Raw genomic sequence first — 14,043 nt, forward strand, 5'->3', positions numbered from 1 at the left:
TCAGATGTAGCTGTAAGCGGACCAGCCGCCGTCGGCGACGATGGCCTGGCCATTGATGTAGGCGGCGCTGTCGGACGCCAGGAACAGCGCCAGCGTGGCGATTTCGTGGGTCTTGCCGAGGCGGCGCGCCGGCGTGCGGGCGATCAGGGCGTCAAAATCCATGCGGCCGGTGCGCACCAGCTCGTCGGTCAGCGCTGTCTGCACGTAGCCGGGCGCAAGTGCATTCACGCGCAGGCCGGACGGCGCCCATTCCACCGCCAGCACCTTGGTCAGCATCACCACCGCGGCCTTGCTCGAGCAATAGGCGGCGCGTTCTGGCGCGGCCACCGTGCCATACATCGAGGCGGTATTGAGGATCACGCCGCTGCCCTGGGCAATCATGCGGCGCGCCGCCGACTGCGCGCAATAGAAGGCGCCGTTGAGATTGATGTCGATGGCGCGGCGCCAGTCGGCGGCGGCCAGCTCCAGCGTCGGCTTGTTCATCGAAATGCCGGCGTTATTGAGCAGCACGTCGATGCGGCCGAAGCGCGCCTGCGCGGCGGCGACGGCGTTTTCCACGGCAACGTCGTCAGTGATCGATGCCACGACGGTTTCGACTTCGATGCCTGGCCAGGTTTGCTGCAGTTCCTGCTGCGCCTTGTTCAACAGCTCGGCATTGATGTCGAGCAGCGCCAGGCGCGCACCATTGACGGCAAAGGCATCTGCCATCGCACGGCCGATGCCGCTGCCCGCGCCGGTGATGAAGACCACCTTGCCGGCCAGGTCGGAAAAATTCTTGTATTGCACTTCTGCATGCAACGCATGGGCGTCGATGTCTTTTTGCGTGGTGTCTTGGACGTTGCTCATACTGCCAGCCAGTCTTTCAGGAGTTGCGGATTGCCGGTCAGTTCATCCGGGGTGCCGCGAAACACAATGTGTCCGTGGCCCAGCAGGCAAACGCCGGTGGAAATTTTCATGGCGATGGTCAGCTTCTGTTCGATCAGCACCACGGAGACGCCGCGCCGGTGGATTTCCTGGATCGCCTCGCCCACCACTGTGACGATCTTCGGCGCCAGACCTTCGGTCGGCTCGTCGATCAGGATCACTTTCGGGTTGCCGAGCAGGGAGCGACACATGGTCAGCATTTGCTGCTCGCCGCCGGAGAGGTTGCCGGCGCGCGTACTGCGGCGTTCCTTCAAGCGCGGAAAAAAATCGAACATTTGCTCGACGGTCCACTTGGGCGCATCGTCGTGGCCGGGCTGCATGCCCATCTGCAGGTTCTCGTCCACCGTCAGGTTGCCGAACACTTCGCGTTCTTCCGGCACGAAGGAGATGCCGGCGCGGCTGATCGTGTAGGGCCGCTGGCCGGCGAGGTCGCGGCCGTCCAGCAGCACCTGGCCGCCGGTCGGCGGCACCAGGCCCATGATGGCGCGCGCCGTGGTGGAGCGGCCCGAACCGTTGCGGCCCAGGAGGCTGATCACCTCGCCGCGGCCGACATCGAAAGAAACGCCCTGCAGGATATGGCTCTTGCCATAGTGCGCATGCAAATCCCTGACTTGCAAAAGCGGCGTGGATTGCTTGGTCTGGCTCATGCCGCCACCTCCGTGCCCAGATAGGCTTCCTGTACCTGTTTGTTGTTGCGGATGTTTTCCGGCGTGTCGGTGGCAACCACCTGGCCGTACACCAGCACGCTGATGCGGTCGCACAGCGAAAACACCACGTCCATGTCGTGCTCGACGATCATCAGGGTGCGGCCCGCCGTCAGCTCGCGCAGCAGGTCCACCGTGTAGTCGGTTTCCTCGCGCGACATGCCGGCCATCGGCTCGTCCAGCAGCAGCACCTTGGGGTCGGAGGCCAGCGTCATGCCAATCTCCAGCGAGCGCTGCTCGGAATACGACAGCTCGCCGCCCAGCGTGTCGCGGTGGCGCGTCAGGCGCACCTGCTCCAGCAACTGCTCGGTCAGCTCGCGCACCTTGACGTAGCCGGCGATCGGCCGCCACAGGGTGTACTGCATGCCGAAGCGCTGCATGACGCCCAGGCGCAGGTTTTCGTACACCGACAGCTTGGGGAAGATGTTGGTGATCTGGAACGAGCGCGCCAGCCCGAGGTGGTTGATCTTTTCCGCCGGCAGGCCGCTGATGAGCTGCTGGCCCAGCCTGATCTCGCCCGAACTGGGCTTGAACTGGCCGGAGATCAGGTGGAACACGGTCGACTTGCCGGCGCCGTTGGGGCCGATGATGGCATGCCGCTCGCCTTCGAACAACTCCAGGTTGACGCCGCGGATGATGTGCGCCTCGCCGAAGGATTTATTGACGTCGCGCAGCGACAGCGCAATCGGTCTGACTTGATTGTGGACTTGCGTGCTCATGCCGCCTCCCCGTCGTTGAGCGCTTGCCAGCGGGCGCTGGTGAATTTCAGAATCGCGATGCCGATCGCCAGCAGCGCCAGCGGCAACAGCCAGGTCGTGACGGCGCCGGGCAGCCAGGCGCGGCCGAACAGCTGGATTGCCGGCCAGGCCTGGCCGGCCACCAGCAGGAACTGGTAATCGTCGGCCAGCGCGCGCTGCAGCAGTTCGACGATGAAGACCACGCCGGCGGCGCTCACCAGGGTGCCGGCGGTCCAGCCCAGCATGTAGCGCAGCAGGGTCGCGGCGGACTGCTTGCTGCCCTGCCACCAGACGGCGATGCCCGACAGGCCGGACGGCAGGAACATCATCACCGCGACGAAGATGATGCCCTGGTACAGCAGCCAGGAGCGCGTCAGGTCGGAAACCGCGTAGCCGAAGAAGGTCATCACCGCCGCACCCAGCGCCGGGCCGAAGAACACGCCGACGCCGCCGATGTAGGAATTGAGTACCACTTCGGACGACAGGCGCACTTCAAACAGCGAGTAATTGGCCGCTTCGTTGCTCATGGCCAGCAGACCGCCGGCGATGCCGGCGAAGGTGGCCGAGATCACGAACACCATCACGCGCGCCATGTGCACGTTATAGCCGAGGAACTTCAGGCGGTGCGCATTTTCGCGCAGGCCCAGCGTCAGGCGGCCGAGCGGCGTGCGCGTGAAGAAATACAGCAGGGCCAGCGACACCACCACCCAGGCCAGGGTCAGGTAATACACCTCGGTGGGCGTGCCGAAGGTAAAGCCCCAGGCCGGCATGCGCATGGAAGGCACGCCGCCTTCACCGCCGAAAACACTTTTCAGATGCGGCGCCAGGGCGTGCAGCAGTTCCGCCAGCGCCAGCGTGATCATCGAAAAATACACGCCGCTGCGCTTGGTCGAGAACCAGCCGGCGACCAGGCCGATGAGGGCGCCGCCGATGGCGCCGAAGATCGGCAGCAGCGGCGTCGGCAGCAGGCCCTGGCCGGAGAACGCATTCATCGCGTGCAGAGTGGCGAAAGCGCCGATGCCATAGTAGGCGCAGTGGCCGAAGGACAGCATGCCGCCCTGGCCGGCCAGCACGTTGAAGGCGCTGGCGAACAGCGCCGCGATCAGCATCTGGATGGCGGCATTGAGCAGCGACGGCGACAGAAAGCCCGGCATCGCCACCAACAGGATCAGCAACGCCGCCACCAGGATCTTCGGCAGCATTGGCAGGCCCGCTGGCCGGGCCGCAGCGGCCGGCGCGACGGCGACCTTGTCGAGCGAATTGTTCATCGTGTTCATTCCTTTTCTCCCATCAGGCCGGACGGACGCACCAGCAGCACCAGCAACATCAGTGCAAACGGAATCGTCGCTGCCAGCGAAGATACTTTCAGCGTCAGCAAACCGCCGACTTGTTGCGCCCAGTCGCCGGCGCCGACATACGCCAGCAGGTCGGCGGCGCTCAAGTCGATGCCGACGGCGAACGACGAGATCAGGCCGATCAGGATCGATGCCACCATGGCGCCTCCCAGCGAACCGAGGCCGCCGATGACCACCACCACGAACACCAGCACGCCCAGTTCCAGCGCCATGTTGGGATTGGTGGTGTAGAAGGCGCCGGCCACCGCGCCGGCCAGGCCGGCGAGCGCAGCACCGACGCCGAACACGCCCATGAACACCAGCGGCACGTTATGGCCGAGCGCCTCGGCCATCTTCGGCCGGTAGATCGCCGAGCGCACCACGATGCCGACGCGGGTGCGCGACAGCAGCAGGAAGATCAGGCCGAACATCAGCAGCGAGATCACGCCCATCATCAGGCGGTAGAACGGGTAATCGGTGCCGAACAGCTGGAACGCAGCGAAGTTCAGCGATGCCGGCACCTGGTAATTGACCGGATAGTTGCCGAAAAATAGCTTGATCACCTCGGCGATGATGAAGGACAGGCCGAAGGTCACCAGCAATTCATGCGCGTGGCCGTACTTGTGCACGCGTCGCAGGAAAACGCGCTCGACGACGACGCCGAGGAAGCCGACGATGATCGGCGCAATGATGATCGCAGGCCAGAAGCCGATCACCTTCTGCAGGCTGTACGCCAGGTAGGCGCCGATCATGTAAAAGGAGGTGTGGGCGAAGTTGAGCACGCCCATCATGCCGAAGATCAGGGTCAGGCCGGCCGAAACCATGAACAGCAGCAAGCCGTAAATGGTGCCGTTGATCAGCGATACAGTGAAGAATTCCATGAGCTTATTCCAGAATGTGCGGGGAATCGGACCCCGCGCCACGCATTCCCTGCGCAGCAGAACTTTCCAGGCGGTGGCAGGCCGATGGCGCCGCCGCCTCGTCGCGGCGCGCGCCGTGCCATGTCACGGACGCGCGCCTTTCACAGCGCCTTAGGAGGGGCGCTGCATATTGCAGGATGCCTGCACCGGGTTGGCGGCTTCGCTGGCGCTGAAGGTCTTGACGACCTTGTAGCCCATGTCGGTGCCGTCAACCTTGAACTTGGCGCCCTTGTCGACGCGCGAGACGACCATCGGCAACTGGACCTGGTGGTCGGCCGCGCGCATCGTCACTTCGCCCATCGGCCCCATGATCTTGGCCTTTTCCAGGTTCTTGGCCAGTTCGGTGACATTGATGCTGTCGCCGGCAGGCTTGGTTTCCTTCAGTGCCACCGCCAGCATTTGCATGCCGACGATGGTCTGCGGTTCGATGAAGGCCGGGTAGTGGCCGGTCTTGGCCTTGTATTCATTGCCGAATTTTTCGGATTCCTTGTTGGCCTCGACGTTGTAGGTATGCGAGACGTAGTGGCCCAGCGCAGTGTCGCCAGCATTGCCGATATTGCCCGGCTGATCCAGGAACACGGTGCCGAACCTGGTCTTCAGGCCGGCCGCGCGGGTCGCCTTCATCAGCAGCAGCAGGTCGTTGGACCAGTTGCCGGTCAGCACGGAATCCGCGCCGCTGGCCTTGATCTTGGCGACGTAAGGCGCAAAATCCTGGATCTTGTTGACGTCATGCAACGTGCTTTCGACCACGGTGTAGCCGCCCGCAGCCGCGTTGTCCTTGACCGCCTTGTCCACGTCCATGCCCCAGGAATAGTTCTGGTTCATCGCATAGACCTTGGCGCCCAGCGCCTTGGCTTCCTTCATTGCCGGCACCAGGGTCTTGATGCGCATGATGGCGTTGGTGGTGAAGCGGAAGTGGTAGAAGTGGCACTTGTCGCCGGTCAGCTCGAGCGCTTCGCCGCCCATGTTCAGGTACAGCACTTCCTTGCCGGGGTTGCGCAGGTTGTGCTTGCGCACGTCTTCGGTGATCTGGCCCGCCACGGCGGACGAGGAGCCCTGGATGATGATCTGGGCGCCGTCGGCAATTGCCGCCTTGACTTTATCGGAGGCGCCGGCGGTGCCGCCCTGGTTGTCGTACTCGGCAACGGCGATTGGCGCGCCGCTCCAGCCGCCGGCCGCATTCATGCGGTCGAGCTCAAACTTGATCGCAGTGCGGTACAGCAGGCCGGTGGAGGCTTGCGGGCCCGACAGCGTTTCCACCAGTGCCACCTTCAGCGGCGCCGCCTGCACTGCGCCTGCGGCAAACAGCGCGCAGATGGACAAGCTGATTTGTTTCTTTTTCATTGAGATATCTCCATTATGGTTATGTCACACGATCAGGCACGGCGGTAATACCGACATCAAACCTGGATTAAAAAAGGCTTGCAGTTCAGGGTGTCACAAGCCGCGTTGCACTACTTTGTTGAAACTCTTGTCAAATCAAGTTCAGGAACTGCGCCATGCGCTCGATCTGCACTTCCATCATGTGGCGGCCGAAATGCACCGTCAGGCCACGTTCACCAGCGCGCGCCAGCAGCGGCGTGACATCGGTTTTCATCACCGCTTCGGCCACCACGGCGCCGGCCGGCAGGCGGTCCGGCGAAAACGGCAGCGCATCGCCTTCGTTCAGGCCCAGCGAAGTGGAATTGATGGCCAGCGTGTAATCTGCCGGCGCCGCATCGGCCAGGTGTACCTGCAATTGCGGATGATGCGCGCGCAAGTCTTGCGCCAGCTGTTCGGCGCGCTCGGCGCTGCGATTGTAAATGCCGAGTGCGGCAATGCCCTGCTCGGCCAGCGCATGCGCGATCGCCTTGGCGGCGCCGCCGGCTCCGGCCAGATAGACACGACGCCCGGCCACCTGGTGGCCCTGGGCCAGCAGGCCGCCGAAAAAGCCGGCGCCGTCGAAATTGCTGCCGATCACGCTGCGCGCGCCATTGCCGGCGTCGGCAAAGCGCACGATATTGACCGCGCCCACGCGGCGCGCCGCATCGGTCAGCTCGGTACAGTGGGAGAGAATGGTTTCCTTGAACGGGATCGTGACGACCAGGCCGGCGAGGCTGCGGATCAGCGGCGCAGTAGCCATGAAGCTGGCGAAATCCTGCTGCTGCACATGGAAGGGCACCATCACGGCATCCACGCCGCGCTGCGCCATCAGGGCATTGAAAGCCTGCGGCGTGCGCACATGCCCGATCGGGTCGGCGACGATCGCCACCACACGGGTCTTGCCGCTGATAACACCTGTGTTGCTGGCAATCGCCATGCTGTCTCCTGGTTCACGCCGCCATCCGTACATGCGGTGACTGGTCTTTTTCTTTGCTTGTCGGCAAGTATTTCGCACTTGCCGCAGTAGGATTTTATCCGGATGTCTGATAAGCTTTTAAACATGTCAGACAAGTTGTGTGGCGATTCTACCGACGAGTTTTTAAGGTGTCAACCGCCAGCAGCTCCCGACCTGAAAAAACCTATTTCAATCCGAAGGAGACAAGATGATTTCATTCAAGGACAAGAACTTTTTGATCACTGGCGCTGCCGGCGGCATCGCCCGCGCCACTGCCCGGCTGGTGGTGCAGCACGGCGCCCGCGTAGCGCTCAGCGACGTCAACCCGACCGCGCTGGCGGCATTGCAAGCTGAATTGCTGGAACTCGCACCGGGCGCCGAGGTGAGCGTGCATGCAACCGACGTTTCCGACGCCCAGGCTTGCCGCGATACCGCGCAGGCAGTGGCGGCGCGCTTCGGCGGCATCGACCACCTGGTGCATGCCGCCGGCATCTATCCGGAAAAACTCGTGGCAGACATGAGCGACGATGAATGGCACAGCCTCATGAAGATCAATCTGGACGGCAGCTTTTACATCTGCCGCGCCGTGATCCCTTACCTGAATGAAGGCAGCTCGATCGTCACGCTGACTTCGGTGGCGGGGCAGCGCGGCAGCTACGCGCATGCCCACTATGCGGCCTCGAAGGGTGCGCTGATCAGCTTTTCGCGCAGCCTGGCGCTGGAGCTTGCCCCAAAAACCCGCGTCAATGCATTATCTCCGGGTATCATTGCAACGCCGATGACCAAAGACTTGCTGGCCAAAAACGAGCAAACGCTGCTGCAGAACACCCCGCTCAAGCGGCTGGGCACGGCCGAAGAAGTCGCTGGCGGCATTGCCTTCCTGTGCTCGCCGCTGGCCGGCTTCATCACCGCGGAAACGCTGCAAGTCAATGGCGGCCTGTATATCAATTGATGCTTTGAATCATGAGAAACGAAACAGCACGCGTGCCGTCACATTCGCTGACCGAAGAAATCGTCGAATGGCTCAATGAAGAAATCCGCTCGCAGCGGCTCAAGCCGGGCGACAAGTTGCCCAGCGAAAAGGAGCTGGGCGAACAATTTTCGGTCAGCCGCTCGGTGGTGCGGGAAGCGGTATCGCAGCTGAAGTCGGAAGGCATCGTCAGCGCCCAGCAAGGGCGCGGCGTGTTCGTCAACGAGCGCGGCTCGCGCCAGGCCTTCCGCCTGGACGCCATGGCGCTGGACGATGCCCAGGGCCTGGAACATGTCATCGAGCTGCTGGTGACCATCGAAGCGGCGGCGGCACGCTATGCCGCCCTGCGCCACACACCGGCAGACTTGAAGCGGATCAAGCAGTCGCTGATCGGCATGGAGTACGCCATCGTCAACGACAAGCTCGGCGACGAAGAGGATTATGCCTTCCACCAGGCCATTGTCGACTCCACCAAGAACCCGCACTTCCAGATGCTCAACGAGTATCTGGAACAGCATGTGCGACGCCTGATCCGGCAGGCGCGCAGCAACACTGCGGCGAACTACAACAACCTGGTCGAGGCGGTGCAGGGCGAGCACAAGGCGATCGTGCAGGCGATCGAAAAACGCGATCCTGCAGCGGCGGCGCTGGCGGCGGAAACGCATTTGCGTAATGCCGCAAAGCGGCTCAACAAGTATCTGAAGGATTGATGCGCTACTGATTAGCAGTGGCTGGCAACAGATACGCCTTTGTTGTGTTCGCGAGTCAATCCGATCGCTATATAATGCTCGGGAAGCAAGGAGAGATTATGTCCCGAGCAATGCCGCCTTTAAACCCATTGCGCGTATTTGAAGCTGTCGCCAGACTCGGCAGCTTTACCAAGGCCGCTGAAGAGTTGTATGTAAGCCAGTCGGCGGTCAGCCGCCAGATTTCCCTGATCGAAGAGTATCTCGGCGTGAAACTGTTTGAGCGTGAACAGCGCGGTGTTACGCTAACAGCGATCGGCCATGCTTACCAGCAAGACATCGGGCCGGCATTTGCACAAATCAGCGCGGCAACCCAGAACCTCCTGACCAGCACCCGCGGCGGACCGATCAAGGTACGGGCCTACACGACCTTTGCCGCCAAATGGCTGATGCGCCGACTGCCCGAATTCCAGGAAGCCCACCCGGATCTTGAAGTACGAATCAGCACCAACGTCACGCCCATCGATTTTCAGAAAGAGAATATCGACCTCGCCATCCAGTTTGGCGACGGCAATTGGCCCGGCAGCGTGTGCGAACGCTTGCTTGACGATGAAATTGCGCCGGTTTGCGCCCCAGCCTTGCTGAAAGGAAAAGTGCCGCTAAAAACCCTGGAGGACTTGAAACAGCACCGACTTTTGCACTCCCATTACCGCAAAAGCGATTGGCCCGACTGGCTGTCGGCGGTGGGACGCCCCGAACTTGCGGAGCACCATGAGAGCATGGAGTTTTCCAGTTCGATTCTTACCTATCAGGCGGCGGTAGATGGTTTGGGCGTGGCCATCGGCCAGATTGCGCTGCTCGACCAGGAGCTTGAGAAAGGCATTCTGGTTTGTCCCTTTGAGCAAATCGTCAAGCGCCCTTTTGCCTATTATTTGCTGCAACCGGAACGGCATTCCACACCGCGCAACGTGCGCATCTTCCGGGAATGGCTGCTCGACAAGATTCGCGCTACCCCTTCCCGGCCCTCGGCGCAAGCCAGCTTATAACGCATCCACCAGCTGCGGCACGATTTCGAAGAGGTCGCCGACGATGCCGTAATCGGCCACCGCAAAGATCGGCGCTTCCGCATCCTTGTTGATCGCCACAATCGTCTTCGAATCCTTCATGCCGGCCAGATGCTGGATCGCGCCGGAAATGCCCACCGCGATATACAACTGGGGCGCGACGATCTTGCCGGTCTGGCCCACCTGCCAGTCATTGGGCACGTAGCCCGCATCCACCGCGGCGCGCGAAGCGCCCATGGCGGCATTGAGCTTGTCGGCCAGGGGTTCGAGAATCTTGAAATTCTCGCCGGAGCCCATGCCGCGCCCGCCCGACACGATGATCTTGGCAGCGGTCAGTTCCGGACGGTCCGACTTGGCCACTTCACGCGACACGAACGCCGACTTGCCGCAGTCGGGAACGACAGGCAGGGCTTCAATGGCGGCATTGCCGCCGCTTGCTGCGGCATCAAAGCCGGTGGTGCGCACGGTGATCACCTTGATCGGATCGATCGATTGCACGGTGGCAATCGCATTGCCGGCATAGATCGGGCGCTCGAAAGTGTCGGGCGCATCGACCTTGGTGATTTCGGAAATCTGGCCCACGTCCAGCTTGGCCGCCACGCGCGGCGCGATGTTCTTGCCGTAGGCGGTGGCCGGCGCGAGGATGTGCGAATAGTCTTTTGCAATCGCCAGCACCTGGGCGGCAACATTCTCGGCCAGGCCATCGGCAAAATACACCGCGTCGGCCACCAGCACCTTGGCCACGCCGGCCAATTGCGCGGCAGCGACAGCAACTGCGCCGCAGCTTTGACCGACAACCAGGATATGGACTTCACCGCCACATTGGGCGGCGGCAGTCACGGCATGGGCAGTGCTGCTTTTGAGCGAAGCGTTGTCGTGTTCGGCAATGACCAATGCAGTCATGATGTCTTCCTGTAGATGAATAATTGCGGGACTGAGTATTAGTGATTATTGAACGACCTTGGCTTCGTTCTTGAGCTTGGCCACCAGGGTTGCCACGTCCGGCACGATGATGCCGGCGGAACGCTTGGGCGGCTCCACCACTTTGAGGGTCTTGAGACGCGGCGTCACGTCCACGCCCAGCTCTTCCGGCTTGAGGATATCCAACTGCTTCTTCTTGGCCTTCATGATGTTGGGCAAGGTCACGTAACGCGGCTCGTTCAGGCGCAGGTCGGTGGTGACGATGGCCGGCAGCGCCAGCGACAGGGTTTCCAGACCGCCATCGACTTCGCGGGTCACCAGTGCCTTGTCGCCTTCGATCACGACCTTGGAAGCGAAGGTGGCTTGCCCCCAGCCCAGGAGCGCCGCCAGCATCTGGCCGGTCTGGTTGCAGTCGTCATCGATGGCTTGCTTGCCGAGGATGACCAGTTGCGGCTGCTCACGCTCGACGATGGCTTTCAAGAGCTTGGCCACGGCCAAGGGCTGCAGTTCAAGATCAGCTGCGGTCTCCACCAGGATGGCGCGGTCGGCGCCGATGGCCATGGCGGTGCGCAGGGTTTCCTGGCATTGGGTCACGCCACAGGACACGGCGATGACTTCGGTGGCCTTGCCGGCTTCCTTCAGGCGTATCGCTTCCTCGACCGCGATTTCATCGAAGGGGTTCATCGACATCTTGACGTTGGCGAGTTCGACGCCCGAGCCATCGGACTTGACGCGCACCTTGACGTTGTAATCGACCACACGCTTGACTGGAACCAAAATTTTCATGAGATTTCTCTGGACTAAAGTTGATTGCGAATTGCAGTTTCACTGCACAGCAAAATTGTCGGGCAGTTTGCCGCTGCCGGCCAGTTCGCATTCATCATGCGCCCATAACTTTTTCGAAGCGCGAGACTGGCTACCGCTTGAATCAATGCGTATCGTTGAATCCACGCGCACTCAGGAAACTGAACAGCGGTCCGATGACCAGCACCAGCACTGCCATGCGAACAACATGAAATGCCGTCACAATCGGCACGCCCAGTTCCAGGGTTTTGGCTGTGAGCGCCATTTCCGCAATGCCGCCGGGCGAAGTGGCGAGTATGGCCGTCGCCGGGTGAATGCCGGATAGCTGCGCCAGCACAAAGCCAAATCCGGCGGCAAGCAGGATCGCCGCCACGCTGCACAACGCGACACCGCCGAGATAGCGTGGCGCGGCGCGCAAGAAGGCCGGAGTAAAGCGTGTGCCAAGCGATACGCCGATCAGCAATTGGCCACCGTTGATGATCCATTGCGGCAATGCAGACAACTGGATATCGCAGGCTGTCAGGCCTGTGCTCATGATGAGAGGACCGAGCACCCAGGCATTCGGCGCCTGCCGGCGCTGCAAGACATACCCGAGGCAAGCTGTCAAAAGAATCAGGCCGGCCAGGCCGGGCAGATGCACCTGCCTGGTCGCCGGCAGGAAGGGATCGAGCCCATGCACGCCCCAGAATTTCAAGGCAAACGGCAGCGCGATTACCACCAGCATGATGCGCAGGCTATGCGCCGCGGCGATTCTGTCCATCTGGGCGCCATGCTGTTCGCCCTGCACCGCCATTTCCGAAGCGCCGCCGATCGCCATGGCAAAGAATGCGGTCTTCCTGTCGACGCCGGTTATCCGGTGCAAAAGCCATGCGCAGGCAATTCCTAGCGACAGCGCAAAAATCACTCCCGCAGCGATATAACCCAGATAGGCAGACAAGATTTTCAGCACCGCCGGCGTGAAATACAAGCCCAGCGCGGTACCGATCACCCATTGGCCGGCTTGCCGGCCCTGTACCGGGCAAACCAGGCGGCAACCGCTCATGCAAGCCGCCGCCGTCGCCAGCAGCGGACCGATCATCCATGGCAACGGCGACTTGAGCCAGGTGCAAAGATGCGCGGCAAGGATGCCGATCACCAGCGCGCCGCAGAACGGCAGCAAGCCTGGAAATACCGGCTCCAGGACGGAACGAATGGCCTTCAAGACAAGCGGCCTAGGCCTGGCTGACGTACTTCACCTGCATGAATTCACGCAAGCCCTCGATACCGCCTTCGGAACCGATGCCGCTATCCTTGACGCCGCCGAACGGCGTTTCCGGCAGCGATGCCTGGCAATGGTTGATGCATACCACGCCACTTTCGATGGCATCGCTGGCACGGCTGGCGGTGCGTATGTCATTGGTAAAAACATACGACGCCAGTCCGAACGGCAGGCGATTGGCTTCGGCGATCGCGCCATCGAAACTGTCAAAGGGACGCACCATCGCCAGCGGGCCGAACGGCTCGACATTGGCGGCGAGGCAATCGTTGTTGAAATTATCGAGGATGGTCGGTTGCCAGAAAAATCCCTTGTCGCCGATGCGCTTGCCGCCTGCCTCAATGCGGATACCGCGGTCGGCGGCGTCGGCGACCATTCTCTCGATCGCTTGCAGGCGGCGCACGTTCGCCAGCGGCCCCATCTGGGTCGACTTGTCGAAGCCGTTGCCCACGCGCCAGGCGCGGGCATGATCGCCCATGCTCTTGACGAATGCGGCGTAGATCGATTCGTGCACATACATCCGCGTGGGCGAGGTGCAGATCTGTCCGGCATTGCGCAGCTTCGCCGTGATGATCGCCGCCGCCGCCGCCTGCGGATCGGCGTCGCCGAAGACCAGGACCGGCGCATGGCCGCCCAGCTCCAGCGTCACGCGCTTCAATGTGCGCATGGCCATCTCGCCGAGTGACTTGCCAATCGCGGTCGAACCGGTAAAAGTCACCAGGCGCGTGATAGGCGACTCCAGCAATTGCGTCGAGATGCGGCCGGGATTGCCGAACACCATATTCAATACGCCTTTGGGCAGGCCAGATTCCTCCAGCGCGCGGGCGATCGCCAGCGCAATTGCCGGCGTTTCCTCGGAGGGCTTGATAACGATCGAGCAGCCTGCGGCCAGGGCGCCGGCAATCTTGCGCGAAGGCGTGATGCCCGGCGCGTTCCATCCGGAAAAAGCAGCAACCGGACCCACCGGCTCCAGAGTGGCCATCTGGCGCATGCCTTGGACGCGAGGCGGGATGATGCGTCCGTAGGCGCGTCTTCCCTCCTCCGCGGCCCAGTCGAACATTTCGGCAGCGACCGTGATCTCGCGTACCGAATCGGCCAGCGGCTTGCCCGACTCCAGCGTAACCACCGGCGCCAGTTCATCGGTGCGCGCGCGCAGCCAAGCGGCGGCGGTGCGCAAGATGCGGCCGCGTTCGACCGGCGCCACCAGGCGCCAGGTCTTGAAACTCGCGTCGGCTGCCTGCAACGCCGCCTCGACATCCTGCGGCGTGGCATGCGGTACTTCGCCAATCACGTCGCCGGTTGCCGGGTCGATTACGGGCTCGGATGCACGCGAGCCTTTTTCGAGCCATTCGCCGGCGATATATAGAGCTAATGCAGGATATTGCGGATTCATGGATGATTCCTTGA

Annotated in this window: 15 protein-coding genes; 3 read left to right on the plus strand and 12 right to left on the minus strand. The window is 62.2% G+C overall.

Annotated features, from left to right (window positions below; genetic code table 11):
* The 8 genes from D3878_RS14205 to D3878_RS14235 form a co-directional block, all read right to left on the minus strand.
* On the minus strand, positions 1 to 846 hold the full coding sequence (locus tag D3878_RS14205) for an SDR family NAD(P)-dependent oxidoreductase (RefSeq protein ID WP_119786085.1): 846 nt from the start codon (positions 844 to 846) through the stop codon (positions 1 to 3).
* A complete protein-coding gene (locus tag D3878_RS14210; RefSeq protein ID WP_119786086.1) occupies positions 843 to 1,571 on the minus strand; it encodes an ABC transporter ATP-binding protein in 729 nt (242 codons plus the stop codon). Before D3878_RS14210 ends, D3878_RS14205 begins: the two co-directional genes overlap by 4 nt.
* Positions 1,568 to 2,347, minus strand: coding sequence for an ABC transporter ATP-binding protein (locus tag D3878_RS14215; protein WP_119786087.1), 780 nt, complete (start codon positions 2,345 to 2,347; stop codon positions 1,568 to 1,570). Before D3878_RS14215 ends, D3878_RS14210 begins: the two co-directional genes overlap by 4 nt.
* Positions 2,344 to 3,567, minus strand: a complete 1,224-nt coding sequence (locus D3878_RS14220) for a branched-chain amino acid ABC transporter permease (RefSeq protein WP_119787907.1) — start codon at positions 3,565 to 3,567, stop codon at positions 2,344 to 2,346. Before D3878_RS14220 ends, D3878_RS14215 begins: the two co-directional genes overlap by 4 nt.
* A gap of 71 nt (positions 3,568 to 3,638) precedes the next feature.
* A complete protein-coding gene (locus D3878_RS14225; RefSeq protein WP_119786088.1) occupies positions 3,639 to 4,580 on the minus strand; it encodes a branched-chain amino acid ABC transporter permease in 942 nt (313 codons plus the stop codon).
* Between the two features lie 4 nt (positions 4,581 to 4,584).
* Positions 4,585 to 4,707: a hypothetical protein gene (locus D3878_RS24650; RefSeq protein WP_274381911.1), complete on the minus strand. Its 123-nt coding sequence runs from the start codon at positions 4,705 to 4,707 to the stop codon at positions 4,585 to 4,587.
* Positions 4,708 to 4,730: 23 nt separating this feature from the next.
* A complete protein-coding gene (locus D3878_RS14230; RefSeq protein ID WP_119786089.1) occupies positions 4,731 to 5,963 on the minus strand; it encodes a branched-chain amino acid ABC transporter substrate-binding protein in 1,233 nt (410 codons plus the stop codon).
* A gap of 130 nt (positions 5,964 to 6,093) precedes the next feature.
* Positions 6,094 to 6,918, minus strand: coding sequence for a shikimate dehydrogenase family protein (locus tag D3878_RS14235; RefSeq protein ID WP_119786090.1), 825 nt, complete (start codon positions 6,916 to 6,918; stop codon positions 6,094 to 6,096).
* 226 nt (positions 6,919 to 7,144) lie between these two features.
* Between D3878_RS14235 and D3878_RS14240 the strand changes: the two genes are divergently transcribed.
* Genes D3878_RS14240 through gcvA form a run of 3 tightly spaced genes read left to right on the plus strand, consistent with a single transcriptional unit; the run spans position 7,145 to position 9,638 of the window.
* A complete protein-coding gene (locus D3878_RS14240) occupies positions 7,145 to 7,888 on the plus strand; it encodes an SDR family NAD(P)-dependent oxidoreductase (RefSeq protein ID WP_119786091.1) in 744 nt (247 codons plus the stop codon).
* 11 nt (positions 7,889 to 7,899) lie between these two features.
* Entirely contained in the window at positions 7,900 to 8,616 is a 717-nt protein-coding gene (locus D3878_RS14245) for a FadR/GntR family transcriptional regulator (RefSeq protein ID WP_119786092.1), read from the plus strand.
* 17 nt (positions 8,617 to 8,633) lie between these two features.
* A complete protein-coding gene (gcvA, locus tag D3878_RS14250; RefSeq protein WP_233556336.1) occupies positions 8,634 to 9,638 on the plus strand; it encodes a transcriptional regulator GcvA in 1,005 nt (334 codons plus the stop codon).
* Here the strand turns inward: gcvA and D3878_RS14255 are convergent.
* The 4 genes from D3878_RS14255 to D3878_RS14270 all read right to left on the minus strand — a co-directional run bounded on the left by D3878_RS14255 (position 9,633) and on the right by D3878_RS14270 (position 14,029).
* Complete coding sequence (locus D3878_RS14255; protein WP_119786094.1) at positions 9,633 to 10,559, minus strand: electron transfer flavoprotein subunit alpha/FixB family protein; 927 nt, start codon at positions 10,557 to 10,559, stop codon at positions 9,633 to 9,635. The genes gcvA and D3878_RS14255 overlap by 6 nt on opposite strands.
* Before the next feature lie 45 nt (positions 10,560 to 10,604).
* A complete protein-coding gene (locus D3878_RS14260; protein WP_119786095.1) occupies positions 10,605 to 11,363 on the minus strand; it encodes an electron transfer flavoprotein subunit beta/FixA family protein in 759 nt (252 codons plus the stop codon).
* Between the two features lie 142 nt (positions 11,364 to 11,505).
* Complete coding sequence (locus tag D3878_RS14265) at positions 11,506 to 12,573, minus strand: AbrB family transcriptional regulator (RefSeq protein WP_420799580.1); 1,068 nt, start codon at positions 12,571 to 12,573, stop codon at positions 11,506 to 11,508.
* A gap of 19 nt (positions 12,574 to 12,592) precedes the next feature.
* Positions 12,593 to 14,029 (minus strand): NAD-dependent succinate-semialdehyde dehydrogenase, encoded by a 1,437-nt coding sequence (locus D3878_RS14270; protein WP_119786096.1) that lies wholly within the window; start codon positions 14,027 to 14,029, stop codon positions 12,593 to 12,595.
* Positions 14,030 to 14,043: the final 14 nt, after the last annotated feature.

Origin of the sequence: Noviherbaspirillum sedimenti (assembly GCF_003590835.1) — a bacterium.
Taxonomy (GTDB): Bacteria; Pseudomonadota; Gammaproteobacteria; order Burkholderiales; family Burkholderiaceae_D; genus Paucimonas; species Paucimonas sedimenti.

Excerpts from the sequence above, each read along its gene's own strand:
- D3878_RS14205 (WP_119786085.1), bottom strand. The coding sequence starts at position 846 with ATGAGCAACGTCCAAGACACCACGCAAAAAGACATCGACGCCCATGCG.
- D3878_RS14210 (WP_119786086.1), bottom strand. The coding sequence starts at position 1,571 with ATGAGCCAGACCAAGCAATCCACGCCGCTTTTGCAAGTCAGGGATTTG.
- D3878_RS14215 (WP_119786087.1), bottom strand. The coding sequence starts at position 2,347 with ATGAGCACGCAAGTCCACAATCAAGTCAGACCGATTGCGCTGTCGCTG.
- D3878_RS14220 (WP_119787907.1), bottom strand. The coding sequence starts at position 3,567 with ATGCTGCCGAAGATCCTGGTGGCGGCGTTGCTGATCCTGTTGGTGGCG.
- D3878_RS14225 (WP_119786088.1), bottom strand. The coding sequence starts at position 4,580 with ATGGAATTCTTCACTGTATCGCTGATCAACGGCACCATTTACGGCTTG.
- D3878_RS14230 (WP_119786089.1), bottom strand. The coding sequence starts at position 5,963 with ATGAAAAAGAAACAAATCAGCTTGTCCATCTGCGCGCTGTTTGCCGCA.
- D3878_RS14235 (WP_119786090.1), bottom strand. The coding sequence starts at position 6,918 with ATGGCGATTGCCAGCAACACAGGTGTTATCAGCGGCAAGACCCGTGTG.
- D3878_RS14240 (WP_119786091.1), top strand. The coding sequence starts at position 7,145 with ATGATTTCATTCAAGGACAAGAACTTTTTGATCACTGGCGCTGCCGGC.
- D3878_RS14245 (WP_119786092.1), top strand. The coding sequence starts at position 7,900 with ATGAGAAACGAAACAGCACGCGTGCCGTCACATTCGCTGACCGAAGAA.
- D3878_RS14255 (WP_119786094.1), bottom strand. The coding sequence starts at position 10,559 with ATGACTGCATTGGTCATTGCCGAACACGACAACGCTTCGCTCAAAAGC.
- D3878_RS14260 (WP_119786095.1), bottom strand. The coding sequence starts at position 11,363 with ATGAAAATTTTGGTTCCAGTCAAGCGTGTGGTCGATTACAACGTCAAG.
- D3878_RS14270 (WP_119786096.1), bottom strand. The coding sequence starts at position 14,029 with ATGAATCCGCAATATCCTGCATTAGCTCTATATATCGCCGGCGAATGG.